Below are 23,744 nucleotides of genomic sequence, written 5' to 3' on the forward strand. Positions count from 1 at the left end.
CACGGCTCGTGCCCCTGCCCGCAGGGAACGCCGCACGCTCTCGTCACCGACGTCCCGACCACCCCAGGCTGACTGCGTGAGCCTGACGACGACCATGACCACCGGTTCCGCCACCAGCACCCAAACGCTCGGCTTCCTGCACGTGCGTACGGTGCGGGGAGCGGCGCGATGCGTACTGCACGCCCCTGAAGACGACGCGGCGACGGAACCCGCCGAGCCCACGGAACCGACCGAACCATATGTGCTCCTGGGCATCCACAGCCTCGGCCGGGCCACCCTCGTCCGGCGGGGGAGCGCCGAGGCCTGCCTGCCGGGCGACCTCTTCGCCTGCGACGGAGCGGAACCCTTCGTCCTGGAAGAGGAGGGGGACTTCGAGCTGCACCTGGTACGCATACCGCGGCGCGCGCTCACGCTCACCGACCGTCAGGTACGCGAGCTGGGCGGCCGCGCCCCCTTCACCGACGGGACCGTCGCGTCGCTGCTGGGCCCACTGCTGCGGGACATCACAGGCCTCCGGCCCGGACACGCACCACGGACCGCGCTCCGACTGGCCGGCGCCGTCGCCGACCTGGTCGGGCTGCTCGTCGCGGAGGACGCCGTCAGCGGACCGCAGGACGGAGGGCAGGACCGCGAGGCGCTGATGGCCCGGTTGCGCGCCTACGTCGACGCGAACCTGTGGGACAGGAACCTGACCCCGGCGAGCGTCGCCGAGTCCCAGCACATCTCGATCCGCTACCTGCACAAGCTCTTCGAGGGCCGGGGCAGCACGGTCGGCCGGTGGATCCAGCACCGCCGCCTGGAGGAGGCACGCCGCGAACTCGCCCGCCCCGGCCGCGACGACATCACGGTCTCAGCGGTCGCCCGCCGCTGGGGCTTCGCCAGCGCCACGCACTTCAGCCGCAGCTTCCGCGCGGCGTACGGGATGTCGCCCAGCGACTGGCGCGACGGCAGGACCACCCCCGTCTAGACCCCCGTCACCCATCCCTCCGCCCCCGCCCCGGCCAGCCGCCGCCACTCCTGCGGCGAATGACCGTGGACGGACTTGAACGCGCGGCTGAAGTGGGACGCGCTGCGGAAGCCCCAGCGGGAGGCCACCACGGCGATGGAGGGCGTCACCCGGCTGCGGCGCGCGAGTTCGTGGGCGCACTTCTCGACGCGCCGGCGTTGGATCAGTCTGCCCACGGTCACCCCCTCGGCCTCGAAGAGACGGTGGAGGTAGCGGACCGAGATGAGATGTGCCGCGGCGATGCGTTCCGCGGACAGCTCGGGGTCGCCGAGGTGGGCTTCGATGTATTCGAGGATCGTGACGAGGAGAGGGTGCCGGTCGGGGCCCGGTGGCCCTTCCGCGTCCGCGGCGAGGTCCTCGACCAGACCGGCGACCAGGTCCGCGACGACACCCCCGAGCCGCTCGCCCAGCACGGGCGGCACCCGGGACCCGGCCGTCTCCAACTGCGGGAGCAGGGCGGGCAGGAGCGCGGCCGCGCCCTCGGACGGGGTCACGGCGCGCGCCGTGAGGGAGCGGAGGGGGACCGCGGGCAGGTGCAGCGCGTGCAGGGGGAGGCGGAGGACGAGAAGCCGGCCGCGCTCCCGCTGCTCGATCGAGAAGGCGCGGCGCAGGTCGGTCAGGGCCAGCTCACCGCTCTCCACGGCCGCGCCGCGCCCGTCCTGCGCCAGCCGCACGGTCCCCTGGCGGGGGGCCAGGAGCGCGACCGCGTCTCCCGCGTCCCGCGGGGCGGAACGCGGGCTGCGGACGAGGCGCAGCGGCCCGGCCTCGCAGGTGAGCATGCGTACGTATCCGAAGTGGTGGAGCGTCACGGCTCCGTGGGCGCGCGCGTCCGGGCCGGTGGGGTCGGTGGGTTCGACGACCGGCGTGAGCCAGCGGGAGAACGCGGCCTCCACATCGGTCGACGTCTCGGTGCCCGGCGACACGGCCGTACCGGATCGAGTGCTCACGGGGGGCTCCCTTCATCCGTCCCCGGGCCGATGCGCGGTGCGCGGTGCGTGGTGCGTGGCAGAGGGGGACGGTCGCCCCTGGACCACGGCCCTGCCGTCAGTCTCGGCCGACGGCGGGGGGAGGCGTTAGGTCATATGACTGCCCTTCGTGGAGGTGGGGGGAGCCTGCGGAGGACGCGGCCGAAGTGTGCACGCAGCGGCATGCATCCGTAGGGTGGCCGCACGCTTTTCGGGTCGACGGCGTCCTAGGGTGGGTACTCCGTGCCCGGCGGAGCCGCGAACGGCCCCTTGATCCGCCCCTCGTGCAGGAGTCCCCGTGGAAGCAGACGTTCCGGCCGCCCGGGAGAAACCTGTCCTCGAACGGTGGACGCGTGCCTTCGCCGAGGCGCACACGTGCCCCGCACCGTCGGAGGCGGATCCCGTCGCGTCCAGGAACCGCATGGCGGCGCTCTGGGACGGCGGCGGCGGTGACGAACCCGACGTCGAGGAGGAGTGGCTCGCTCTGCCGGGGCCCGACGGGAACCGCATCCGGGTACGGATCCTGCGGCCCGCGGGCACGGACGAGCCGCTGCCGGTCGTGCTGTATCTGCACGGGCTCGGCTGGATGCTGACGGACGCGTACGCGCACCGGCGGCTGGTGGCGGACCTCGTCCTCGGCGCGGACGCCGCGGTCGTCGTCCCCGAGTACGACGTACCGGAGGACGCGCGGCACCCCCACGCCGTGGAGCGTGCCTACACCGTCGCCCGGTGGGTCGCCCGGCACGGCGCCGAGTGCCGTCTGGACGGGAGCAGGATGGCGGTCGTCGGCGCCAGCGCGGGCGCCCAGCAGGCCGCGGGCCTCACCCTCGTGGCACGCGAGCGCGGCGGTCCCCGCTTCCGCCATCAGGTGCTGGTCTGCCCGGTGACCGACGCGGCGATGGACACCCCGTCCTACCGCCAGTTCGCGGACGGGTACTTCCTCGGCCGCGCCGCCATGAGCGACTACTGGCGGCAGTACGCGCCGGACCGCGAGAGCCGGACGCACGCCGTCGTCTCCCCGCTGCGCGCACCGGTGAGCCGGCTGCGCGGGCTGCCGTCGGCGCTGGTCCTCACGGCCGAGGCGGACGTGCTGCGCGACGAGGGGGAGGCGTACGCGGCACGCCTGCGGGAAGCGGACGTGCCGGTCGTCTCGATCCGCTACCAGGGCACGATCCACGGCTTCGTCCTGTTCGACCTGCTCCGCCGCACGGAGGCCTCCAGGGCGGCCCGCATCCAGGTGACGGACACGCTGCACGCCGCCCTGCACGCGGCCTGAGCCGCGTCAGGCCGGGTCGGTCTCCGTGACACCCGAGCCGGCGCGCTGCCGCCGCCACTCGCTGGGCGACGCGCCGTACGCCGCCTGGAAGCGGCGGCTGAAGTGGCTGGGGCTGCTGAACCCGCACCGGGCGGCGACCGCCGCGACGGTGAGCCGGTCGTAGCGGGGTGCGGCGAGCATCTCGCGTGCCTTGGTGAGGCGTTCGGTGATGAGCCACTGTTCGAGGCTGATGCCCGCGTCGTTGAGCAGGAGGTAGAGCCTGCGTACGGAGACGGCGTGTTCCTGCGCGATGCGTTCCGGCGTCAGGTCGCGGTCCGCGAGGTGGCGGCGCGCGTAGGCGAGGATCCGGGTGAGCAGTGTGTCGTCCATCGTGGAACGGACGGCGGGCGCGTCCTCGGCGTGCGCGGCCGACAGGAGCAGCGCGCGGACGAGTTCGGTGGTGGCCGAGGCGAGGGCCCCGGCGCCGGGGTCGGCTTCCAGGCGTGCGGGGTCACGCCACACGCTGCGCAGGTGGTTGAGGACGAGGTCGTACATCGGGCTCGCGCGCAGTCGTTGCGAGGCCCGCACGACGGTGTCCACCGGTACGTCGAGGCGGTCGACGTCGAACATCACGGACCGGGAGGCGCCGTCGCCCGACCAGCCGTAGACGCGGGGCGACAGCTCGTGGAAGACGCAGATGTCGTCCGGGCCAAGGACCTGCTGCCGCCCCGCGACCTCGGCGCGGTGGGCGCCCTCCGGCTGGAGCGACACGGAGATCACGGGGCTGCTGCGGTGGTGGCGTACGTGCCGTTCGTTCCGCCGCACCTCGAAGCCCGAGTTGCGGGTGGAGAAGAGATCCAGCCCGCCCACGCGCCACAGCTCCATCCGCGCGTGGATGCCGGCCTCGGGCTCCTCGTGGACGACTTCGTTGGGCACCGACGAGTCGGTGAGCGCGTGGTGGAACGCGTCCGCCCGCTCGCGCGGCGCCACGGTGGAAAGATCGACAAGCAGCACGGAACCCCCTAAGACGACTGCCCCCAGGGAGAACATTCTGCCTCATTGAAATCTAAAGCATTCCTCCCGCCCTGAGGACCGCCGACGCCAGGGCCAGGGGCAACGCCAGGGCCAACAGGCTCCCCAGGAGAAGTCGCCGCCGCAGAACGCGGTACGTCTCCTCGTACTCGGCGCGGAGTTGGCACGCCCGCCGGGCGATGTGCTGCCAGCCGTGCCGGGTGAGCGACAGGTGCTCCTCGGCGTAGAGGCGTTCCACCTCGGCGCGCTGGGTGTCGGTCAGCCAGGGGAGGCGCTGGGTGAAGTGCCGTGCCGCCGTGCGGCCCTCGGCGCGGGCGGCCGCCACGAGGAGATGGCCCTCGACCTCGTTGATGAAGGCCCGCACGCGCACCGGGCGGTCGTCCATCGCCGTCACCGCAGGGCCCGCTGTTCGGCCGCGGCGATGTCGGGGTGGTGCAGGTCGAAGGCGGGTGACTCCGAGCGGATGCGGGGAATCGTCCGGAAGTTGTGCCGCGGGGGCGGGCAGGACGTCGCCCACTCCAGCGAACGGCCGTAACCCCACGGGTCGTCGACCTCGATCTTCTTGCCGTACTTGGCCGTCTTCCAGATGTTGTAGAAGAACGGCAGGAACGAGAGACCGAGCAGGAAGGAGAAGATGGTCGACACGGTGTTGAGGGTGGTGAAGCCCTCCACCGCGAGGTAGTCGGGAACCCGGCGGAGCATTCCTCCCGTGCCGAGCCAGTGCTGGACGAGGAACGTGCCGTGGAAGCCGACGAACAGCGTCCAGAAGGTGATCTTGCCCAGGCGCTCGTCGAGCATCTTGCCGGTGAACTTCGGCCACCAGAAGTGGAAGCCGGAGAACATCGCGAAGACCACGGTGCCGAACACCACGTAATGGAAGTGCGCCACCACGAAATAGGACTCGGACACATGGAAGTCCATCGGCGGCGCAGCCAGGATGACGCCCGTCAGACCGCCGAAGGTGAAGGTGATCAGGAAGCCGACCGCCCACAGCATCGGGGTCTCGAAACTCAGGGACCCCTTCCACATCGTGCCGATCCAGTTGAAGAACTTCACGCCGGTCGGCACGGCGATGAGGAACGTCATGAAGGAGAAGAACGGCAACAGCACGCCGCCGGTGACGTACATGTGGTGCGCCCACACCGTCACGGACAGACCCGCGATCGCGATGGTCGCGCCGATCAGACCCATGTAGCCGAACATCGGCTTGCGGGAGAAGACCGGAATGACCTCGGAAATGATGCCGAAGAACGGCAAGGCGATGATGTACACCTCTGGATGGCCGAAGAACCAGAAGAGGTGTTGCCACAGCAGCGCGCCGCCGTTGGAGGCGTCGAAGATGTGGGCACCGAACTTGCGGTCCGCCTCCAGGGCGAACAGCGCGGCGGCCAGGACCGGGAAGGCCAGCAGGACCAGCACCGCGGTCAGCAGCACGTTCCACACGAAGATCGGCATGCGGAACATCGTCATGCCCGGGGCGCGCATGCAGATGATGGTGGTGATGAAGTTGACCGAGCCCAGGATCGTGCCGAAGCCGGAGAACGCCAGACCCATGATCCACATGTCCGCGCCGATGCCCGGCGAGCGGACCGCGTCCGACAGCGGGCTGTAGGCGAACCAGCCGAAGTCGGCCGCGCCCTGCGGGGTGAGGAATCCGCCGACCGCGATCAGCGAGCCGAACAGGTACAGCCAGTAGGCGAACATGTTCAGCCGCGGGAAGGCCACATCGGGCGCACCGATCTGCAGCGGCATGATCCAGTTCGCGAAACCGGCGAACAGCGGCGTCGCGAACATCAGCAGCATGATCGTGCCGTGCATCGTGAACGCCTGGTTGAACTGCTCGTTCGACATGATCTGCGTACCCGGACGGGCGAGCTCGGCGCGCATGAAGAGCGCCATCACACCGCCGATGCAGAAGAACGCGAACGACGTGACCAGATAGAGCGTGCCGATCGTCTTGTGGTCAGTGGTGGTCAGCCACTTGACGACGGCACGTCCCGGGCGGCGGGGCCGGGGCGCCGTACGCACGGGCACGGAAGCGGGGTCTGAGGCGCGCGCGGGCGGCGGCATCACGGTGTTGCTGTCCATGCCCCGCCTGTGTCCGGTGGGCACCGTTCTGTGACAGGTGCGCGGAGCGACATGGATCACACCCCGGGGGTGTGACGATCACAGCCGTGCCGGACACTTCGTGATCGTGAGCGACGACGAAACCTTCGCCGCTGCCTATCGCGAGCACTACTGGGCGGTCAGCCGCTACGTGGCACGGCGGCTCGGCGGCCCGGCGAACGACACCGAGGAGGTGGTGGCCGACGTGTTCGCCGTCGCCTGGCGGCGCCGCGCCGACCTGCCACCGACCCCGCTGCCCTGGCTGTACGGGATAGCGCGGCGCTGTCTGGCGAACGCGGTCCGCGGCTACGGGCGGCGCCGCCGCCTCCTCGAACGGATCGGCCACGACGAGAGCCGCCACCGCAGGCACGTCGTGGCGGGTCCGGAGGCCGAGCACGCGGGGGACTGGGTGCACGAGGCCCTGGGCCGGCTCTCCACCTCCGATCAGGAGGTGCTGCGCCTGACGGCCTGGGAGGGACTCGACACCGACGAGCTCGCGACCGCCCTCGGCTGCGGTGCCCGGGCCGCGGCGATGCGGCTGCACCGCGCCCGCCGCCGGCTGAGAGCCGAGATCGACCGCATGCGGCCCGCGCCGGCCGCACGGCCCGCCCCTGAAGCGACCCGCGCCACCGTTCCGGAGGACCACGGCCATGGCTCATGACGACGAACTCGCCCTCCTGCGCGCCGCCGACCCCGTGCCCGGCGACGACATCCGCTACCGCGACCGGCCCCTGCCCGGCCACGCGGAGAGGCAGTTGAACCTGCTCCTGCACAGCGCACCCGAAACACCGCGCAGCGCACCCGCAGCGCGCCGCGGACCCGCACGCCAAGTGCGCCGCCTGGTCTGGGGCATCGAGATGGTCTCCCTCGCCGTGGCGGCCGCGCTGGCCCTCGTCCTCGCGGGGTCGGGCAGCGCGCCCGCCGCCGCGGCCCCCCACCCGCTCACCCTCCGCTCCGGCTCCACGCCGCTGCCGCTCGACCGGATCGCCGCCCGGGCGTCGGCGTCGGCCTCGGCCGAGAACGCGCCGCGGCTCCGCAAGGGAACGCACATCCGGACCTGGAGCCTGGCGCTGGGGTCGGGACCCGGCGCCGAAGCGCCGATCACCCTGCCCGAGGAGCGCGTCACCCGCTGGCGGCCGGACGGCAGCCACACGGAACTGGTCGTCGCCACCGACCCCCGCCGCCCCGGGAAGCCGGTCATCGCCGACGGCGCTGACGGGCCGCGCACGGTCCACGACGGCAAGGTCCTCAGCGACCGCACCTACCCCCCGAGCCGGGGCACGGCCCCTCCGCAGTCCCGGCCCCCGCACACACCCAAGGCCCTGCGCGGCTACCTGGCCGAGCTCAGCCGCCCCAGCGACCCCGCCCCGCTCACCGACACCCGTGAACTCCTGGACGCCGTCGCGATGTTCCTCCGCCACTGGACACCCGGAGCCGACGAGACCGCCGCGCTCGCCCGCATCCTCGCCGACGCCGACGGCCTGCGCCCGGCGGGAACGGTCACCGACCGGCTGGGCCGCACAGGTCAGGCGTACGTCCACGAGAGCGACGGGCTGCGACGCATCCTGATCCTCGACCCGGCCGACGGAACCGTCCTGGGCCTGGAGGACACGGTCACCGAGAACGACCCCACGTACGGAGTGAAGGCGGGGGACGTCATGTCGTACAGCGCTTGGGTGCGTTGAGCCCGAGGTGCGGCTCCTGCCTCAGGGCTTCTTCCGCGCCGCCGTCGCGCCGCCGCTCTCCTCGGGCGCCGCGAGCGGCACCCCGAGCGGGCGCGCCAGACCCACGATTCCCTCGTCGAGCCGCTGCAGATGCCGCAGCACGCGGAACGCCACCGAACCGGTGCGCAGCACCTCGTGGCGGCCGCTGTCCAGCATCGAGGCGATGCTGGAACCGGACTCGATGACGCCGTCGGGCTCCTCGTCGCGCACCTTCGCGGCGATCAGGTCGATGTTGTGCGTGATCCGCCGCCCGGCGAGCGCGAGCCGGGCGTCGGCCGCGACGCTCTTGCTGGAGGGCACCAGCTCGGCCGTCGCCGCCAGCGAACGGGCGTGATAGGCACAGGTCTCCAGGAGCGCGACGATGTACCGGGCCGTCTGCCGGCGGGCCCGCAGCGGGGCGATCGGATGCGTCAACGGCTTCGTGGAGCTGCGCAGATCGTCGAGCGCGGTGTCCAGGTCGCGCGCCAGGTCCACGAGGTCGACCGGGGGCCCGCCGCTCAGCTGGCCCACGGCGGCGGACACGACGTCCCGCAGCCGTGCTAGGACGGTGCCGAGCTCCTCGTCGGTCCGGTGCGACGTCCGCACCGGAAGCACCAGGACCGCCGCGATGATTCCGCAGGCCGCGCCGAGCGCCGTCTCCTCGATCCGCAGCACCAGGACGTCGAGGCTGTAGGTGTTGAGCAGGGTGTAGAGCAGGCCCAGCATCGCCGTGACGAAGAACGACATCAGCGCGTAGGACAGCGGCGCGGTGAAGAACATCCCGAAGACGCAGAGCACGACGAGGGCGAACGCGGCCCACGTGTGGTTGCCGACGGCACCGGCCAGCGCCACCCCGGCCACCACACCGAGCACCGTGCCGACGAGGCGGCGGTAGCCCTTGACCATGATCTCGCCCGTGGACGCGGTGTTGAGGAAGACCACCCAGCAGGTCAGCACCGCCCAGTACCACCGCTGCGTCGACAGGAACTCACCGCCCACGATGGCCAGCGCCGAACCCACCGCCACCTGCACGGCCGCCCTCGTGGTGGGCCGCCGCAGCCCGGTCTGCTCCGGCTCCTCCGCGTCAGCGGCCTCCCCGGAGATCGAGATCTCCTCCGCCTCGAACTCCTCACGGGACCGCATGGCCTCCGGACTGTCGTACTCCTCGTCCCGCGCCCCGTCGGTCGCGAGCCGCAGGCCCAGGATGGCGCGCGCCGCCTCGCCGATCGCGCGGAAGCAGTCCTGGATCGCGGGCGAACCCTGCGGCAGGCCCTGCTCCTCGCGGTAGCCGAGCAGCCTGTTGCGCACGTACGGGAGCGCCGTACCGCGGTCGTCGGGCACCAGGCGCACCACGAGCAGGTGCAGCGCACGCAGATCGCGGCGCAGCGCGGTGCCCGCGTCCTGCCCGATCCGGCCGCGCCGCGACAGCGGTACGGGCGCGCTCGGCAGGTGCAGGGTGAGGGTCTCCACGCGCTCCGCGCTGCGGGCGTTGAGGAGCAGGACGCCGAGGCGTTCCGCGGCGATCTCGGCGTCGGCCACCCTGCGTTGCAGGAGCGCCGCCGCCGCCGCGTCGCGGCTGCCCTCCTCCAGGCGGCCCTGGATCATCAGCGCCGCCTCGTGCAGTCGCGCGGTGCTGCGCCGCAGGTCGTCCAGGACCTTCTCCAGGTCTTCGGCCGACCCCGCGTCCGCGTCCAGGAGCTCGATCTGGTGGGCGATCAGCTGGGCGAGCCGCGCCCGGAACGCCTCGCGCAGCCGCGCCAGGGTGCGCTCCGGCGTCTCCGGCACCACGGCGAACCGGACGACCGCGCTGCACGCGAAGGCGAGGGTCAGCGTCAGCCAGAGCGTGGGCAGCGCCGACGGTGACGCGCTGACGAAGAGTGAGACGAAGTAGACCTGAAAGCCGATCAGGCCGAGCGCGGTGCCCCGTTCGCCGAAGCGGCGGCAGTAGACGGCGCCGAAGATCAGCAGGACGAAGAACAGGTCACCGGCGATCACCCGGGAGTTGAGCAGCGCCCCCAGCGAGATCGCCGCCAGCGCCACCGGCCACCCGAGCGCCAGCGTGATCGCCTGCCCCCGCACCTCCTTCTCCTGGATCGCGAAGGTGGCGACCATCGCCGTCATCGCGCCCGCGACGAGATGGGTCACCGACGTGCCGAGCGGAGCCAGCACGGCGAGCGCGAGGAGGATCGCCCCGACCGTGCGCAGTCCCGCCATGAGCCGCAGGAGTCCCGGGTCGGATGCCGAGAAACGGTCCCAGACGCCCTTCGCTGTCCGTCGTGCCGCTGCCATCGTGATGCCGTACTCCCCGTCGTTCTCTCGGTGCCTCCCGGCGTGCCCCAGCATTGCACGACGGAGTTTCGGGAGGTCAAGGCCGGTCGGTGGGGCGGCCGACGACGGTTCGCGCCCATCAAGTAGGGTTTCGCTCCCGCCATTCGAGGAGGCCCCGGTGTCGTCACTGGACCGTACGTCGCACAAGAGCCGGGAACGCCGGGCATGACGGCGCGCGTGGCGGTCGGCGACACCGTCGAGGACTTCACCCTGCCCGACGAGACCGGCACCCCGCGCCGGCTCTCCGAACTCCTCCTGGACGGCCCGGTGGTGCTGTTCTTCTACCCGGCCGCCCTCACCCCCGGCTGCACGGCCGAGGCCTGCCACTTCCGGGACTTGGCGGCCGAGTTCGACGCCGCCGGAGCGCGGCCCGTGGGGATCAGCGGCGACGAGGTCGAGCGGCAGCGGGAGTTCACGGAGCGGCACACTCTCGGCTTCCCGCTGCTCTCCGACCCCGACGGCGTGGTGCGCGGCCGCTTCGGCGTGACCCGCGGCTTCTCCCTGGCGCCCACGAAGCGCGTGACGTTCGTCATCGGCAAGGACCGCACCGTCGCAGAAGTGGTCCGCAGCGAACTCCGCATGAGCGCACACGCCGACCGCGCGCTGGCCGCCGTACGCGGGCTCGGGGCGGCCTGAACCCCGGCTGGGCGGCTGGGCGCGAGCCGGTCAGGGAGTCCGTCCGCCAGGGGTGCGGGGGGAGCCCGGAGTGCCCGCGTCGTGTTCCGTGAGGTGGCTGTCCATGGTGGTGTTCAGGTCGGCCATGAACGCTTCGAACTGCTCCAGGAACCGGGGCGGGTAGTGCGACATCGCGGCGTCGAGGCGGTCGGCGAGCGGGCCGAAGAATTCATCCGCCCGCTCCTGGATGTGCCCGCCGCTGCGCAGCGTGACGATGCGCCGGTCGGAGTGCTCGCGGGCGCGGGTGATGTGCCCCGCGGCCTCGAGACGGTTCAGGAGCGCGGTCGTGGCGCCCGTGGACAGGGAGATCCGCTCACTCAGCCGCGCCGGTGACAGAGGAATGCCCCGTTCCTCGGCGGCGGCGATCTCCAGGACCGCGGTCGCGTCGGTGGAGTGCAGGCCCAGCCAGGCGGCGAAGCGCCGACTGAGCTCGGCGTAGTGGCCGCCGTAGATCCTCAGAGATTCCATCAGCCGCTCACGCTGCTCCGCGACGCCGTCGCGCACGGCTTCCTCCATGCCGGCCCCTCCACCCTTCTCTCCCGTCGCGCCGTCCGCGGTCCGCACGGTCACTCCGCTTTGACAACCTACCGCTCCAACTTTACCTTCATCATGGAATTACTTCACCATGGAGGTACCTGGCGTGCGTGACCCATCCCTCACCCCTGACGAGACGACCGAGCCCTACCGCTGGCGATGGCTCATCCTGGTGGTGATGATCGTCGCGGAGGTCATGGACCTCCTGGACGCCTCGATCGTCAATGTCGCCGGCCCTGACCTGGAGCGATCCCTCGGTGCCGGTCCCGTCGGCCTGCAATGGGTGATCGGCGGCTACGCCCTCACCCTTGGCGCGGGCCTCGTGCTGGGCGGCCGGCTCGGCGACCGCTACGGCCGGCGCCGCATGTTCCTGATCGGCCTGGCGGCCTTCACCGCGAGCTCCCTGCTGTGCGCGGTCGCGCCGAACATCGAGTCGCTGATCGCCTTCCGCCTGCTGCAGGGCGCCGCCGGGGCGATGCTGCTGCCCCAGGGGCTCGGCCTGCTGCGGGAGAATTTCTCCGGCCCCGAGCTCACCAAGGTCTTCGCGATCTTCGGACCCGTCCTCGGCCTGGGCGGCATCATCGGCCCGGTCCTGGGCGGATTCCTCATCGAGGGCGACTTCTTCGGCCTGGGCTGGCGGTCGGTGTTCCTGATCAACCTGCCCATCGGCATCGCGGCGCTGATCGTCGCGGCGAGGTTCGTGCCCAAGAAGGCGGGCGACCGCACGGTACGGGTCGACATGACCGGCGCCGCCCTGGTCGTGATGTCCTGCGCCCTGCTCGTGCTGCCGCTGAACCAGGGGCAGGAGAACGGCTGGCCGTTGTGGACATGGCTGTCCATGGCCGCCTCGGCGATCGGTTTCGCCCTCTTCGCCCTCCAGCAGCGCCGCACGGCCGCCGCGGGCCGCGAGCCGCTGGTGACTCCGGGGCTGCTGCGCAAGCCGGCCTTCACCGTCGGACTCGGCGGCATCGCCCTGTTCTTCGGAGGGCTGATCGGCACCCAGCTCGTACTGACCCTGTTCCTCCAGATCGGGCAGCACTTCACCGCGGGCGACGCGGGCCTTGGCAATCTTCCCCTCGCGGTGGGAACCGCGATCGGCGGCGCGGTGAGCGGCGCGTTCCTCGCGGACAGGATCGGCCGCAAGGTGCTGCAGATCGGACCGCTGGTCCAGCTGGCCGGCGCGGCCGTGTTGTGGTTCGAGCTCGACGGCCTCGACGCCGCCTCGTTCTCGATCTGGGACATCGCTCCCGGCGTGGCGGTGGCGGGCATCGGTGCCGGCATGGTGATCGCCGCCCTGTTCAGCTTCATCCTGGCCGCGGTCGACGACGACGAGATCGGCTCCGCCTCCGGTGTCCTGTCGGCGGTCCAGGCGGTCGGCGGCTCCATCGGCGTCGCCGTCTTCGGCTCGGTGTTCTTCGCCCGGGCCAAGACCGGTGACTTCACCGGCGGCTTCCATCGTGCGCTGCTCGTCCAGGCGTGCCTGCTGGTGCTTTTCCTCGCGATCACCTTCCTGCTGCCCAAGAAGGGCCGCCCCGAGGAGGAGCAGCACGGAATAAGCCCCGAGGCGACTGCCGACGGCCCGGCGCCCACTGCTCGTTCATGCGGCACCGCATGACCGGCGCGCCCACGCCCGGGGTGAGCCGCGTCTCACCTGGCCGGTGGCGCTTGTCTATGCAACGAGTTGCATAGAAGGATTCGGGCATGGCGCTTGAGCACGCGATTCTCGTCTCCCTGCTGGAGAAGCCGGGCTCCGGCTATGAGCTGGCCCGGCGGTTCGACCGCTCCATCGGCTACTTCTGGGCCGCCACGCACCAGCAGATCTACCGCGTCCTCAAGCGCATGGAGAGCGACGGCTGGCTCGCGCACCGCGAGGTGGCGCAACAGGACCGGCCGGACAAGAAGGAGTACTCCGTCGCCGCGCTCGGCAAGGCCGCGCTCTCCGAGTGGCTGCAGGAACCGATCCAGCCCGAGAGCGTGCGGCACGAGCTCGCCGTGAAGATCCGCGGCGCCGCCTTCGACGACCCGGCCGCGCTGATCCACGAGGTGGAGCGGCACCGCCAGGCGCACGCCGACCGGCTCGCGCACTACCTCGCGGGGGAGCGGCGCGACTTCACCGGGCCCGAAGCGCCGGTCACCGAAGCCCCCGACGCCGGACGGGAGCTCCAGCATGTCGTGCTGCGCGGCGGCATCGCGTACGAGCGGATGACGCTCGACTGGCTCGACGACGTGCTCGCCACCCTCCACCGGCTCAGCCGCTGACCTTCCCAGCCGCTGACCTCCTTCCGTCCATCACCCCTCATCACCCTCCGAGCCGGAAAGGCGAACCACCATGGCCGACCCGCTGCTGTTCCACCCGACCACCTACGACCCGACCCACTTCGACCCCGAGACGCGCAGGCTGCTGCGCGCCACCGTCGACTGGTTCGAGTCGCGCGGCAAGCGCAGGCTCATCGAGGACTACCGCTCCCGTGCCTGGCTCGCGGACTTCCTCGACTTCTCCGCCAAGGAAGGGCTCTTCGCGACCTTCCTCACCCCGGCCTCCGCCGCCGGCCAGGGGCAGGACGACAAGCGCTGGGACACCGCCCGGATCGCCGCCCTCAACGAGATCTTCGGCTTCTACGGGCTCGACTACTGGTACGCGTGGCAGGTCACCATCCTGGGCCTCGGCCCGGTCTGGCAGAGCGACAACGCCGCGGCCCGCGCCCGCGCCGCTGAACTCCTCTCCCAGGGCGAGGTGTTCGCGTTCGGCCTGTCCGAGAAGTCCCACGGCGCCGACATCTACTCCACCGACATGCTCCTGGAGCCGGACGGCGACGGCGGTTTCCGGGCCACCGGATCCAAGTACTACATCGGCAACGGCAACGCCGCGGGCCTCGTCTCCGTCTTCGGCCGCCGCACCGACATCGAGGGCCCCGACGGTTACGTCTTCTTCGCCGCCGACAGCCGCCACGAGGCGTACCACCTGGTCAAGAACGTCGTCGACTCGTCGAAGTACGTCAGCGAGTTCCGTCTGGAGAACTACCCGGTCGGCCCCGACGACGTCCTGCACACCGGCCGCGCCGCCTTCGACGCCGCGCTCAACACCGTCAACGTCGGCAAGTTCAACCTCTGCACCGCCTCCATCGGCATCTGCGAGCACGCGATGTACGAGGCCGTCACCCACGCGCACAACCGCATCCTGTACGGCCGCCCCGTCACCGCCTTCCCGCACGTGCGCCGTGAGCTGACCGACGCGTACGTCCGGCTCGTCGGCATGAAGCTGTTCAGCGACCGCGCCGTGGACTACTTCCGCTCGGCCGGGCCCGACGACCGCCGCTACCTCCTCTTCAACCCCATGACGAAGATGAAGGTGACCACGGAGGGCGAGAAGGTCATCGACCTCATGTGGGACGTCATCGCCGCCAAGGGCTTCGAGAAGGACAACTACTTCGCGCAGGCGGCCATCGAGATCCGCGGCCTTCCCAAGCTGGAGGGCACGGTCCACGTCAACCTCGCCCTGATCCTCAAGTTCATGGGCAACCACCTGCTGAACCCGGCCGAGTACGAGCCCGTGCCGACCCGCCTCGACGCGGCCGACGACGACTTCCTCTTCCGGCAGGGACCGGCCCGCGGCCTCGGCGCCATCCGCTTCCACGACTGGCGCACCGCCTTCGACGCCTACGCCGAGGTGCCCAACGTCGCCCGCTTCCGCGAACAGGCCGACGCCCTCTGCGAGTTCGTCACCACCGCCGCCCCCGACGAGAAGCAGAGCCGCGACCTCGACCTGCTCCTCGCCGTCGGCCAGCTCTTCGCACTGGTCGTGCACGGCCAGCTGATCCTGGAGCAGGCCCGCCTCACCGGCCTGGACCAGGACGTGCTCGACGAGCTCTTCGCCGTTCTCGTACGGGACTTCTCCGCGCACGCCGTCGAGCTGCACGGCAAGGACTCCGCCACCGCCGACCAGCAGAGCTGGGCACTGGGCGCGGTCCGCCGCCCCGTCGTCGACGACGCCCGCTCGGCACGCGTCTGGGAGCGTGTCGAGGCGCTGGCCGGGACGTACGAGATGGCGCCGTGAGCGAGGCCGTGCCTCGCTAGAGGAAGCTGACGTTCTGGGCGAGGGAGAGCCGGCTGGAGTAGTTGACCGTGTTGGTGGCCGACCGCATGTAGGCGCGCCAGGCGTCGGAGCCCGACTCGCGGCCGCCGCCGGTCTCCTTCTCGCCCCCGAACGCGCCGCCGATCTCCGCGCCGGACGTCCCGATGTTCACGTTGGCGATGCCGCAGTCGGAGCCCTCGGCGGACAGGAACCGTTCGGCCTCTTGCTGGTCGCGGGTGAAGATGCTCGACGAGAGGCCCTGGGGCACGTCGTTGTGCAGGGCGATCGCCTCGTCGAACGTGTCGTAGGTGATGACGTGGAGGAGCGGCGCGAACGTCTCCTCGCGGACGGTGTCGGTCTGCCGGGCGACGCGGACCACGGCCGGTTCGACGTACGCGGCGTGCGGCGCCGACGCGGCCGGGCGGCGGGCGCCACCCGCGAGGAGCTCGCCGCCCTCGCCACGCACCCGGTCCAGCGCGGCGTGCATGCCGTCAAGGGCCCGGGTGGAGATGAGCGGCCCGACCAGCGTGGTCCGGTCGAAGGGGTCGCCGATGGGCAGCTTCCCGTACGCGGTGGTGAGGCGGTCGACGAGCGGCTCGGCGATGTCGCGGTGCACGATCAGGCGCCGCAGCGTCGTGCAGCGCTGCCCGGCGGTCCCGACCGCGGCGAACACGATGCCCTGCAGCGCGAGGTCCAGATCGGCGGACGGCGCGACGACCGCCGCGTTGTTGCCGCCGAGTTCGAGCAGACAGCGGCCGAAGCGGGCGGCGACGCGCGGACCGACCGCGCGGCCCATGCGCGTCGAACCTGTGGCGCTGACCAGCGCGACCCGCGGATCGTCCACGAGCCGCTCCCCGACGGCCGCGTCACCGAGCAGCAGCCGGTGCACGTCCCGCGGCGCACCGACGTCGGCGGCGGCCCTGGCAAGGAGGCGGTCGCAGGCCAGGGAGACGAGCGGGGTGAGTTCCGAGGGCTTCCACACCACGGTGTCGCCGCACACCAGCGCGACGGCCGTGTTCCACGACCACACGGCCGCCGGGAAGTTGAACGCGGAGATGACGCCGACGACACCGAGCGGATGCCAGCTCTCCGCGAGGCGGTGCCCCGGCCGCTCCGAGGCGATGGTGCGCCCGTACAGCTGCCGGGAGAGACCGACGGCGAAGTCACAGATGTCGATCATCTCCTGGACCTCGCCGAGCGCCTCGGAGCGGATCTTGCCCGCCTCGATGGTGATCAGGTCCGCCAGGTCGTCCTGGTGACCGCGCAGCAACTCACCCAGCCTGCGCACCAGTTCGCCCCGGCGCGGCGCCGGTGTGCCGCGCCAGTCGAGGAAGGCCGCACGGGCCGCGGCGAGCGCCTCCTCGGCCCCGGCCGCGTCCGTGCGGGCCAGGCCGAAGAGGTCCTCGCCGGTGATGGGGGTGCGGGCCCGCAGGCTGTCGCCCTCGGGGACCGTGACGCCGATGCGGTCGAGTGCGGCACGGGCCCGGGTGCGCAGCTCGTCGATGGTGGGCAGGGCGATGCCGGTCATGACGCTCCTTGGGGACGCAGTGCGCGGGGCAGGCGGGCGAGGGAAAGGTCCCGCTGCCGCTCGTAGAGCGTGAACGGGTCGAGGACCTCCCGGCCCATGGCTTCGGAGAGCCGGTCGGCGTCGTACGAACTGCCTTCCTGGCCGCTGTTCCTGGAACCCGTGTCGCTGAGGTTGGACCGGAAGATGCCGGCGGCCGACCGGGGCAGGAAGTCCTCGTACACGATCGGCTCGGCGCGCAGCCAGCCGCCCGCCAGCAGACCTCCGAGGCCGGAGGGCGGCCGACTGCCGTCCGCGGGCCGTTCGGGGACGGCGTGGTAGGTGAAGAAGCCGAGCCCGCGCACGGCCAGTTCGTGTTCGGTCGGGGGCAGGTGCTCGGTCCACATGGCGCGGGCGACATCGCCGCGCTCGCCCGCGGGACAGTGCGCGGCCCGCTCGTCGACGAGGCCGAGCAGCCGGTCGTAGAGGGCGCGGCCCTCCCGGGTCAGCGCGATGCCGCGGGCCTCGACTTCGCCGAACCGCACCCGCAGCGCGCCGAGGGTCACGCTGCCGTCCGCGGTGCGCAGCGCGCGCGGCTCGGCCAGCGCACGGAACGAGGTCTGGCGCAGCAGCACGTCAGGGCCCGGCCAGCGCGGCGGCCCCTGAATGGTGTCGATCATCTCGATGCCGCGCACGGTCATGCGCCGGTAGAGCTCGTCGATGTCCAGGACGCGCGGGGTGAGGTGGTTGATGTGGGTGCTGCGCACGCCGCCGATGTCGGCGGCGACGGCGGAGACCCGCTCCAGGGCCGCGTACCACTCCCTGTCGATGGGCTCCGCCGACAACTCGAAGGCCGCTACGGCCAGTTCGAGGAAGCGTTCGGCGTCCGCGTCGGGCAGTTCCCGCTCCGCCTCCGCCCGGTCGGCCAGCGCGAGCAGCTCCGGCGGGAACAGCTCGCGGCCCGCGAGGAACGCGGTGAGGCGCGAGCGCAGATCCGCGTCGAAGAAGCGCGGGTCGGAGACGGTGAGCATGGACGTGAAGACCCGGAACGGGTTGCGGGCCAGCTCCTCCTCGTCCACCGGCCGGAACGCCGTCGACACGATGGGGAGCGCGCTCGCGGGGGTGTCGCGCAGGTCGTAGAAGCCGACGGGGCGCATGCCGAGGGCGCCGAAGACGCGGGCGACCTGCCGCAGCTCCTCGGGGGTGCCGACCCGGATGGCGCCGTGCCGTTCGGCGGTGACCCGCCCGATGGAACCGAGACGTTCCGCGTCGGCGCCCCGCGCGCGCAGGACGTCCTCGTTGACCTCGCGGGAGACGTCCACCAACGTCGTGTACGCGGGGACCTCGCGCCCGTACATCCGCGAGAGCCGCGCGGCGAACGCGGCGCGCAGCCGCCACTGTCCGATCATCGACACGTCATCCTTTCGGAAGCCCTTCCCTTTTCGGCAGCCCTCTCGCAGTCACACCACATGCGCCTCCGGACGGCTCTCGGACCCCGCCTGGAAGCGGTCCACGCCGAGCGGCGCGACGTCGACGCACGGCCGCCGCCCCAGGTACAGGTCGCGGACGAGCTCGCCCACCGCGGGCGCCTGCAGAAAGCCGTGCCCGGAGAACCCGGTGGCGTAGAGGAAGTTGGCCGGGGCGGAACAGCGGCCGATCAGCGCGTTGTGGTCCGGCGTGACCTCGTACAGGCCCGCCCAGCCGCCGGACACCTCCATCTCCGCGAGCGCGGGCGCCCGGCGCCGCGCCACCGCACGGAACAGCTCGAGCCAGCCGGGCGTCCACGTGGTGTCGAAACCCTCGGTCTCGCGGGGATCGGCGAGGCCGAGGAGCAGTCCGTCGTCACTGTTGTGGAAGTACGCCGACGACGCGAAGTCGATCGTGAAGGGGACGCGCGGTGGGGCCACCAGCGGGACCGTGAAGGCGAGTTGGCGGCGCAGCGGCCGCACCGGCAGCTCGACACCCACCATGGAACCGATCCGCGCCGACCAGGCCCCGGCGGCACAGACCACCGCGGAGCACGACACCGGGCCGCGGTCGGTGTGCACGACGGTCACGCGGTCACCGGCCGTCTCCATGCCGGTCACCTCGGTGTGCGTGGCGAACACGGCACCGGCCCGCACTGCGGCACGCGCGTACCCGCGGACGACGAGCGCGGGACGCGCGTGGCCGTCGGCGGGGGAGTGGGCGGCGGCCAGCAGGCCCTCGGTGCTGAGGTAGGGGCAGAGTGCACGGGCCTCGCGGGGCGTGACCATGCGGCTGGGCACGCCGAGGCTGTTCTGCGTCCGCACGCCGTCCTCGAAGTCGGCGACCTGGCCGGCGCCGGTCAGCAGGAAGAGATAGCCGACGGTGTCCAGCCCGATGTCCGCGCCCGGGCGGCGCGGAAAGTCCCGGAAGGCGCGCAGGCTGCGGTGGCCCAGCTCGATGTTGAGCGGATCGGAGAACTGCGCCCGCACCCCGCCGATCGGCTTCCCCGAGCTGCCGCCGCCCAGTTCGCCGCGCTCCACGACGACGATGCCGCGCACGCCCGCCTCGGCGAGATGGAAGGCGATGCTCGTCCCCATCACGCCGCCCCCGACGATCACGACGTCGGCCGTGGGCGGCAGGGCGCGGTACGCGGAGGAGGAGGGCGGCGGTAACGGTGCGGAGGCCAAGTGGCCGCTCCCTTCCGGGCGTCGGCCCGGGCTGTCATGGCGTGGCGGGGAACGCGGAACAGCTGTCTGCCCGCCATGGTGCAGCACGCCGCCCGCCGCGGTCCATGAGGCGTCTCTGCGCCAGTTCCTGCGCAGGCGGCAACCTGCTCACCGAGGTCCCGTCGCGGGCACAGCGGGACGAAGGCGCCCCGCCACAGTCGCCGTCCGTGCTCGTGCGGACGTCCGCCAACTGTCGGGCATCCCGGCCGCTCCGCGCGCCGAACGGCGCGCTTCTCCCGGCATCGTCGGCCCTATCCTCCTGTCATGGAAGCACTGGCCGTACGGCTGTCGGGACTCGACCCGCACGTGGAGGGCGCGATCCGCGTCGTCGCGTTCTACGACACGCTGATGCGCCGACGGGTGGACCTCCCGGCGCTCGCCCGGGCCTCGGCGGGCCTCGCCGAGTGCGTGACCGGAGTGCTGCTCCACGGCACCGGACAGACGATCCGCATCTCGCCCCAGGGAACGGCGGCGCCCGCCCCGCGGGCACCCGAGTCCAGTGCGGCGCCGATCACCCTCGACGAGGAGGAGATCGGCACGGTGTGGCTGGAGCGCCCCGGACCGCCCAGCCCCCTGGACGACGTTCTCCTCGACCGGCTCGCCATCGCCGCCGCGGCGGCCGTCGAGCGGTACGGACCGGCGCGCACCACGATGGCCGACCCCGCCCTGGTCGAACTCGCCATCAGCTCCGACAGCGAAGAAGCCGCCCGCGCCCGGGCGTTGCGGCTGCTGGGGTTCGCCGCTGACCTGCCGGTCCGGGCCGTCGCCGTACGCTCGCAGCTGCCGCTCGACCGGATCGGCGCACTGATCTGCCCGTCCCGGCCGGTGAAGGCGGCACCCCTCGCCGACGTGGGCGTCATCCTGGCCACCACCGTCGACCAGACGGCGTTCCCGGCGGGCGTACGAGCGGGTGTCGGCGCCGCCGCGAGCCCGGAGCGGTCCTGGCACGAAGCCCGCACCGCCCTCCGCTTCGCCACCCCCGGCCGGCCGGTCGTCCCCTACGCCGGCCTGGGAGCGCTGGCGCTGCTCGCGCAGATCCCCCAGGACGCCGTACGCGACAACGCCGACGTGGCCGCGATCGCGACCGTGGCCGCCGACGCGGACGACCTGGAGACCCTGGACGCCTACTGCTCCACCGGCTCCCTGCGCCGCTCGGCCGACCTGCTGCACCTGCACCACAGCAGCGTCGCCCGCCGCCTCGAACAACTGGGCAAGACCCTGAACATGGACCTGACCGAACCCACCGGGCTGCTGCGCGCCAGGCTCGCTCTCACCGCGTGGAGGCTGCTGGACGGCTGAGGGATGTGGTGGACGTGGTGGATGTGGTGGATGTGGTGGACGTGGTGGATACGGACGCGGGCGCCGTACCGCCGTCCCCGCGTCTCCGTTCGATCCGGCGCCATACCGCGAACGCGGCCATGGCGACCAGCAGATACACCGGCACCAAGAGCTCCACGTCTGGGGACGACACCTCCACGGGCCAGCCCGCGCCGCGCTCGTCGCCCTCGAAGACGATCCGGTTGACGGTCAGAAAGGCCAGGTGTGCCCCGATGCCGGTGCACAGCGGGGCACGCCGTACCGCGGTGCGGGCCGTGACGAGCATCAGGCCGAACACCGTCAGAAGGATCAGGTAGTCGACCGGGTTCTGCCCGCCCGGCGCGAGACCGACCGGCCCGGCCGTCCCGCCGACGAGGGGCGCGACCCCCGCCTCCACCACCGTCGACAGACCGGGCACGACCAGGAAGACGGCCGTCGTGCCGAGGGCCGAGACCAGGCCGCCGAACCGGCCGCGCAGCGCCGTCCACGTGCGGCCGCGCAGCGTCGTCTCCTCGGGCAGCGCCTCCAGGAGCAGCGCGACCACGCCGTTCGTGACCAGGAAGCCGGCGAGCTCGGGCAGGTCCGGACGCGACCAGCTCAGCAGCCCGGCGGCCGTCCCCGCACCGAGCACGAGCGCCGCGGAGCCCACCGTCACCCCCACCCCCACGAGCAGGGCCCGCAGGCTCTCACCCGGGCCGCCGAACCCGATGTCCTCCAGGGTGCCGCCCCGGCGCCGCAGCGCGAGCACGACGAGCGGCAGGGCCACCGCGCTGACCAGCGCGGCCGGCACGAGCCGGGCCACGAAGCCGGTCACGCCCACGGCATCGGCGAGTGCGGGACCCACCGCCGTACCCACGCCGAGCGCCACGGCCATCACGAGACCGCCGCCGAGCGCCCGGCCCAGGACCCCGGAGAGCGAGGGAGTGGGTGTGGGTCGCTGCGAGCCGCCTGCCATGTGTCGCTCCTCGATGTCGCTGTGGCCGCCGGATCAGGCCTGCGTCGTACTGACCATCGTCGGCGCCCGCGTGATCACGAGAGTCGTAGCCGTGGATGAAATGGCCGTACATCTTTCGATGCAGGCGCCGCGTGCGGACCCCGCCCTCACATCGGGGGAGGGGCGGGCGCGGGCCCCAGCGTGGTCGTGCCGGGCGCGGCGCGGTGCCCGAGACCCGTGCGGTACGCGTCCATCGCGGCCTCCACCCGGCCGGTGCGGCGCAGCAGATCGCCCAGGAGACGGCAGAGGTCCGCCAGATCTCCGACCGCGCTGGAACGTTCCAGGAGGGAGAGCGCGGCGCAGTAGTGCTCCTCGGCACGCTCGGTGTCGCCCCGCTCCTCCGCGATCAGCCCGAGCAACCGGTGCGCGCCGCCCGCGTGCACCGCGCCGCGCCCGGCCCCGAGCACCCCGGCGCCACCTCCACCTCCACCGTCTTCGTCTTCGTCGGCTTCCGTGGTGAGCAGCGGCCGCAGCAGCGCCTCCGCCTCCGCGGCCTTGCCGCGCCGCCGCAGTACGTCCGCCAGCTCGACCTCCACCTGCTCGGTGAAGAGCGCGGCCCGCTTGGAGGCGAGAATGCCGCGCGCCGTGCGCAGTTCGGTCTCGGCGTGCTCAAGGTCGCCGTCCTGGGCGTGCACGTAACCGCGCATCCAGTGGCAGTGCGCGAGCTCGGTGCGGATGTGCAGCTGACGGTAGAGCTCCTGCGCCTTGGCGAGCGACGCGTCGGCCTCGGCGATCCGGCCTTCGGCGATGAGGGTGCGGGCCACACCGCGGTGCATCCCGGCGACCAGCGCCGGATCGTCGACGCGCGGGGCGAGCGCGAGCGCCAGCTCTGCGGCGTGCGCGGCCCGCGCGTGCGCGCCCATGTCCATGTAGGGCGCGATGGAAGCCGTGTAGAGGAGCAGCAGGGCTTCCGGGTCGTGCAGCCCTGTGGCGTTCAGTTCGTCGAGGGTGCTCTCCAACAGGTAGCAGGCGTACCGCAGTTCGCCGGTGAGCAGGTGGGCCGTGGCGCGGCCTCGGATGGCCGGGACGCGGCGGGGCAGCGGCTCGTCGGCGAGCAGCCGCTCGGCGGCGGCGAACCGGTCACGGGCGCCGGTGAGTTCACCGGACTCCAGGAGGCAGTCGCCGAGACCCAGGAGAGCGTCGGCCTGTTCGTCCACAAGGGCGTGGTCGACGGCTTCTTCGTGGAGGGCGCGGAAGAGCGCGGCCGCGTCCTCGGCGGAGCCGGTGGCCAGGGCGCGCCGCGCGTCGGTCAGCCGCAGCCGCAGCTCCGCGGCCAGGTGGGCGGGGCGGCCCGTGGCCAGCTCTTCGTAGCTTACGTCGAGGCGTGCGGCGAGGTGGCGCAGTGCTGCCTCGGAGGGGCGCACCCTGCCCGACTCCAGCGTGGAGACGTACGCGGGGGTGTAGGCGGGCTCGGCCAACTGCCTCTGGGTGAGCCCGCGTTCGCCGCGCAGCCGCTGGACGCGCCGCCCGATCTCGGCCGGCCCGTCGGGCCGTACGCCCTCGGAACTCTTCTGCGTCACCGCTGCCTCTCCGTCGTCTCTCCGGACGCCTGTTTCTACG

19 protein-coding genes and 1 pseudogene are annotated in these 23,744 nt (G+C 72.3%); 9 read left to right on the forward strand and 11 right to left on the reverse strand.

The genetic code is table 11. From position 1 onward, the window contains the following. The first annotated feature begins 76 nt into the window (after positions 1-76). Positions 77-967: an AraC family transcriptional regulator gene (locus ACI2L3_RS12750; RefSeq protein ID WP_404752350.1), complete on the forward strand. Its 891-nt coding sequence runs from the start codon at positions 77-79 to the stop codon at positions 965-967. On the opposite strand, the gene ACI2L3_RS12755 is transcribed toward ACI2L3_RS12750, so the two are convergent. Continuing rightward, a complete protein-coding gene (locus ACI2L3_RS12755) occupies positions 964-1,953 on the reverse strand; it encodes a helix-turn-helix domain-containing protein (protein WP_404752351.1) in 990 nt (329 codons plus the stop codon). The genes ACI2L3_RS12750 and ACI2L3_RS12755 overlap by 4 nt on opposite strands. 316 nt (positions 1,954-2,269) lie before the next feature. On the opposite strand from ACI2L3_RS12755, the gene ACI2L3_RS12760 reads away from it, so the two are divergent. Beyond that, the gene (locus ACI2L3_RS12760; RefSeq protein WP_404752352.1) at positions 2,270-3,247 is read left to right on the forward strand and encodes an alpha/beta hydrolase fold domain-containing protein; all 978 of its coding nucleotides are present in this window, start codon (positions 2,270-2,272) and stop codon (positions 3,245-3,247) included. A 6-nt stretch (positions 3,248-3,253) separates the two neighbouring features. Here the strand turns inward: ACI2L3_RS12760 and ACI2L3_RS12765 are convergent, their stop codons facing one another. The 3 genes and pseudogenes from ACI2L3_RS12765 to ctaD form a co-directional block, all read right to left on the reverse strand. Further along, complete coding sequence (locus ACI2L3_RS12765; RefSeq protein ID WP_404752353.1) at positions 3,254-4,240, reverse strand: helix-turn-helix domain-containing protein; 987 nt, start codon at positions 4,238-4,240, stop codon at positions 3,254-3,256. A 52-nt stretch (positions 4,241-4,292) separates the two neighbouring features. Further along, positions 4,293-4,643, reverse strand: a complete 351-nt coding sequence (locus ACI2L3_RS12770) for a hypothetical protein (protein WP_404752354.1) — start codon at positions 4,641-4,643, stop codon at positions 4,293-4,295. A gap of 5 nt (positions 4,644-4,648) precedes the next feature. Next, positions 4,649-6,259: pseudogene (gene ctaD, locus ACI2L3_RS12775) on the reverse strand (cytochrome c oxidase subunit I); the annotation flags it as partial. A gap of 193 nt (positions 6,260-6,452) precedes the next feature. On the opposite strand from ctaD, the gene ACI2L3_RS12780 reads away from it, so the two are divergent. Continuing rightward, complete coding sequence (locus ACI2L3_RS12780) at positions 6,453-7,025, forward strand: RNA polymerase sigma factor (protein WP_404752355.1); 573 nt, start codon at positions 6,453-6,455, stop codon at positions 7,023-7,025. Continuing rightward, on the forward strand, positions 7,015-8,049 hold the full coding sequence (locus tag ACI2L3_RS12785) for a CU044_5270 family protein (RefSeq protein ID WP_404752356.1): 1,035 nt from the start codon (positions 7,015-7,017) through the stop codon (positions 8,047-8,049). The genes ACI2L3_RS12780 and ACI2L3_RS12785 overlap by 11 nt, the downstream gene beginning before the upstream one ends. Before the next feature lie 21 nt (positions 8,050-8,070). Here ACI2L3_RS12785 and ACI2L3_RS12790 read toward each other — a convergent pair whose 3' ends face one another. After that, positions 8,071-10,356, reverse strand: coding sequence for an FUSC family protein (locus tag ACI2L3_RS12790; protein WP_404752357.1), 2,286 nt, complete (start codon positions 10,354-10,356; stop codon positions 8,071-8,073). A 204-nt stretch (positions 10,357-10,560) separates the two neighbouring features. Between ACI2L3_RS12790 and ACI2L3_RS12795 the strand changes: the two genes are divergently transcribed. Further along, complete coding sequence (locus ACI2L3_RS12795) at positions 10,561-11,031, forward strand: peroxiredoxin (RefSeq protein WP_404752358.1); 471 nt, start codon at positions 10,561-10,563, stop codon at positions 11,029-11,031. 30 nt (positions 11,032-11,061) lie between these two features. Here the strand turns inward: ACI2L3_RS12795 and ACI2L3_RS12800 are convergent, their stop codons facing one another. Beyond that, the gene (locus ACI2L3_RS12800) at positions 11,062-11,586 is read right to left on the reverse strand and encodes a MarR family winged helix-turn-helix transcriptional regulator (protein ID WP_404752359.1); all 525 of its coding nucleotides are present in this window, start codon (positions 11,584-11,586) and stop codon (positions 11,062-11,064) included. A 124-nt stretch (positions 11,587-11,710) separates the two neighbouring features. On the opposite strand from ACI2L3_RS12800, the gene ACI2L3_RS12805 reads away from it, so the two are divergent. The 3 genes from ACI2L3_RS12805 (at position 11,711) to ACI2L3_RS12815 (ending at position 15,658) form a co-directional block, all read left to right on the forward strand. Further along, positions 11,711-13,219, forward strand: coding sequence for an MFS transporter (locus ACI2L3_RS12805; protein WP_404752360.1), 1,509 nt, complete (start codon positions 11,711-11,713; stop codon positions 13,217-13,219). 86 nt (positions 13,220-13,305) lie between these two features. Continuing rightward, the gene (locus ACI2L3_RS12810; RefSeq protein WP_404752361.1) at positions 13,306-13,863 is read left to right on the forward strand and encodes a PadR family transcriptional regulator; all 558 of its coding nucleotides are present in this window, start codon (positions 13,306-13,308) and stop codon (positions 13,861-13,863) included. 70 nt (positions 13,864-13,933) lie between these two features. After that, positions 13,934-15,658, forward strand: a complete 1,725-nt coding sequence (locus tag ACI2L3_RS12815) for an acyl-CoA dehydrogenase family protein (RefSeq protein ID WP_404752362.1) — start codon at positions 13,934-13,936, stop codon at positions 15,656-15,658. Between the two features lie 16 nt (positions 15,659-15,674). Here the strand turns inward: ACI2L3_RS12815 and ACI2L3_RS12820 are convergent, their stop codons facing one another. Genes ACI2L3_RS12820 through ACI2L3_RS12830 form a run of 3 tightly spaced genes read right to left on the reverse strand, consistent with a single transcriptional unit; the run spans position 15,675 to position 19,834 of the window. Beyond that, positions 15,675-17,204 (reverse strand): aldehyde dehydrogenase family protein, encoded by a 1,530-nt coding sequence (locus ACI2L3_RS12820; protein ID WP_404752363.1) that lies wholly within the window; start codon positions 17,202-17,204, stop codon positions 15,675-15,677. Continuing rightward, positions 17,201-18,589 (reverse strand): 2-oxoadipate dioxygenase/decarboxylase family protein, encoded by a 1,389-nt coding sequence (locus ACI2L3_RS12825; protein WP_404752364.1) that lies wholly within the window; start codon positions 18,587-18,589, stop codon positions 17,201-17,203. Before ACI2L3_RS12825 ends, ACI2L3_RS12820 begins: the two co-directional genes overlap by 4 nt. A 51-nt stretch (positions 18,590-18,640) precedes the next feature. Beyond that, on the reverse strand, positions 18,641-19,834 hold the full coding sequence (locus ACI2L3_RS12830) for an NAD(P)/FAD-dependent oxidoreductase (RefSeq protein WP_404752365.1): 1,194 nt from the start codon (positions 19,832-19,834) through the stop codon (positions 18,641-18,643). A gap of 303 nt (positions 19,835-20,137) precedes the next feature. Here ACI2L3_RS12830 and ACI2L3_RS12835 point away from each other — a divergent pair, with 303 nt between their 5' ends. After that, the gene (locus tag ACI2L3_RS12835; RefSeq protein ID WP_404752366.1) at positions 20,138-21,172 is read left to right on the forward strand and encodes a helix-turn-helix domain-containing protein; all 1,035 of its coding nucleotides are present in this window, start codon (positions 20,138-20,140) and stop codon (positions 21,170-21,172) included. Here ACI2L3_RS12835 and ACI2L3_RS12840 read toward each other — a convergent pair. Both ACI2L3_RS12840 and ACI2L3_RS12845 read right to left on the reverse strand, forming a co-directional pair. Further along, positions 21,144-22,145, reverse strand: coding sequence for a hypothetical protein (locus ACI2L3_RS12840; protein ID WP_404752367.1), 1,002 nt, complete (start codon positions 22,143-22,145; stop codon positions 21,144-21,146). The genes ACI2L3_RS12835 and ACI2L3_RS12840 overlap by 29 nt on opposite strands. Before the next feature lie 146 nt (positions 22,146-22,291). Beyond that, a complete protein-coding gene (locus tag ACI2L3_RS12845) occupies positions 22,292-23,704 on the reverse strand; it encodes a helix-turn-helix domain-containing protein (RefSeq protein ID WP_404752368.1) in 1,413 nt (470 codons plus the stop codon). Between the last annotated feature and the right edge of the window lie 40 nt (positions 23,705-23,744).

The organism is Streptomyces sp. NPDC029674, from assembly GCF_044903205.1.
Lineage (GTDB): Bacteria > Actinomycetota > Actinomycetes > Streptomycetales > Streptomycetaceae > Streptomyces.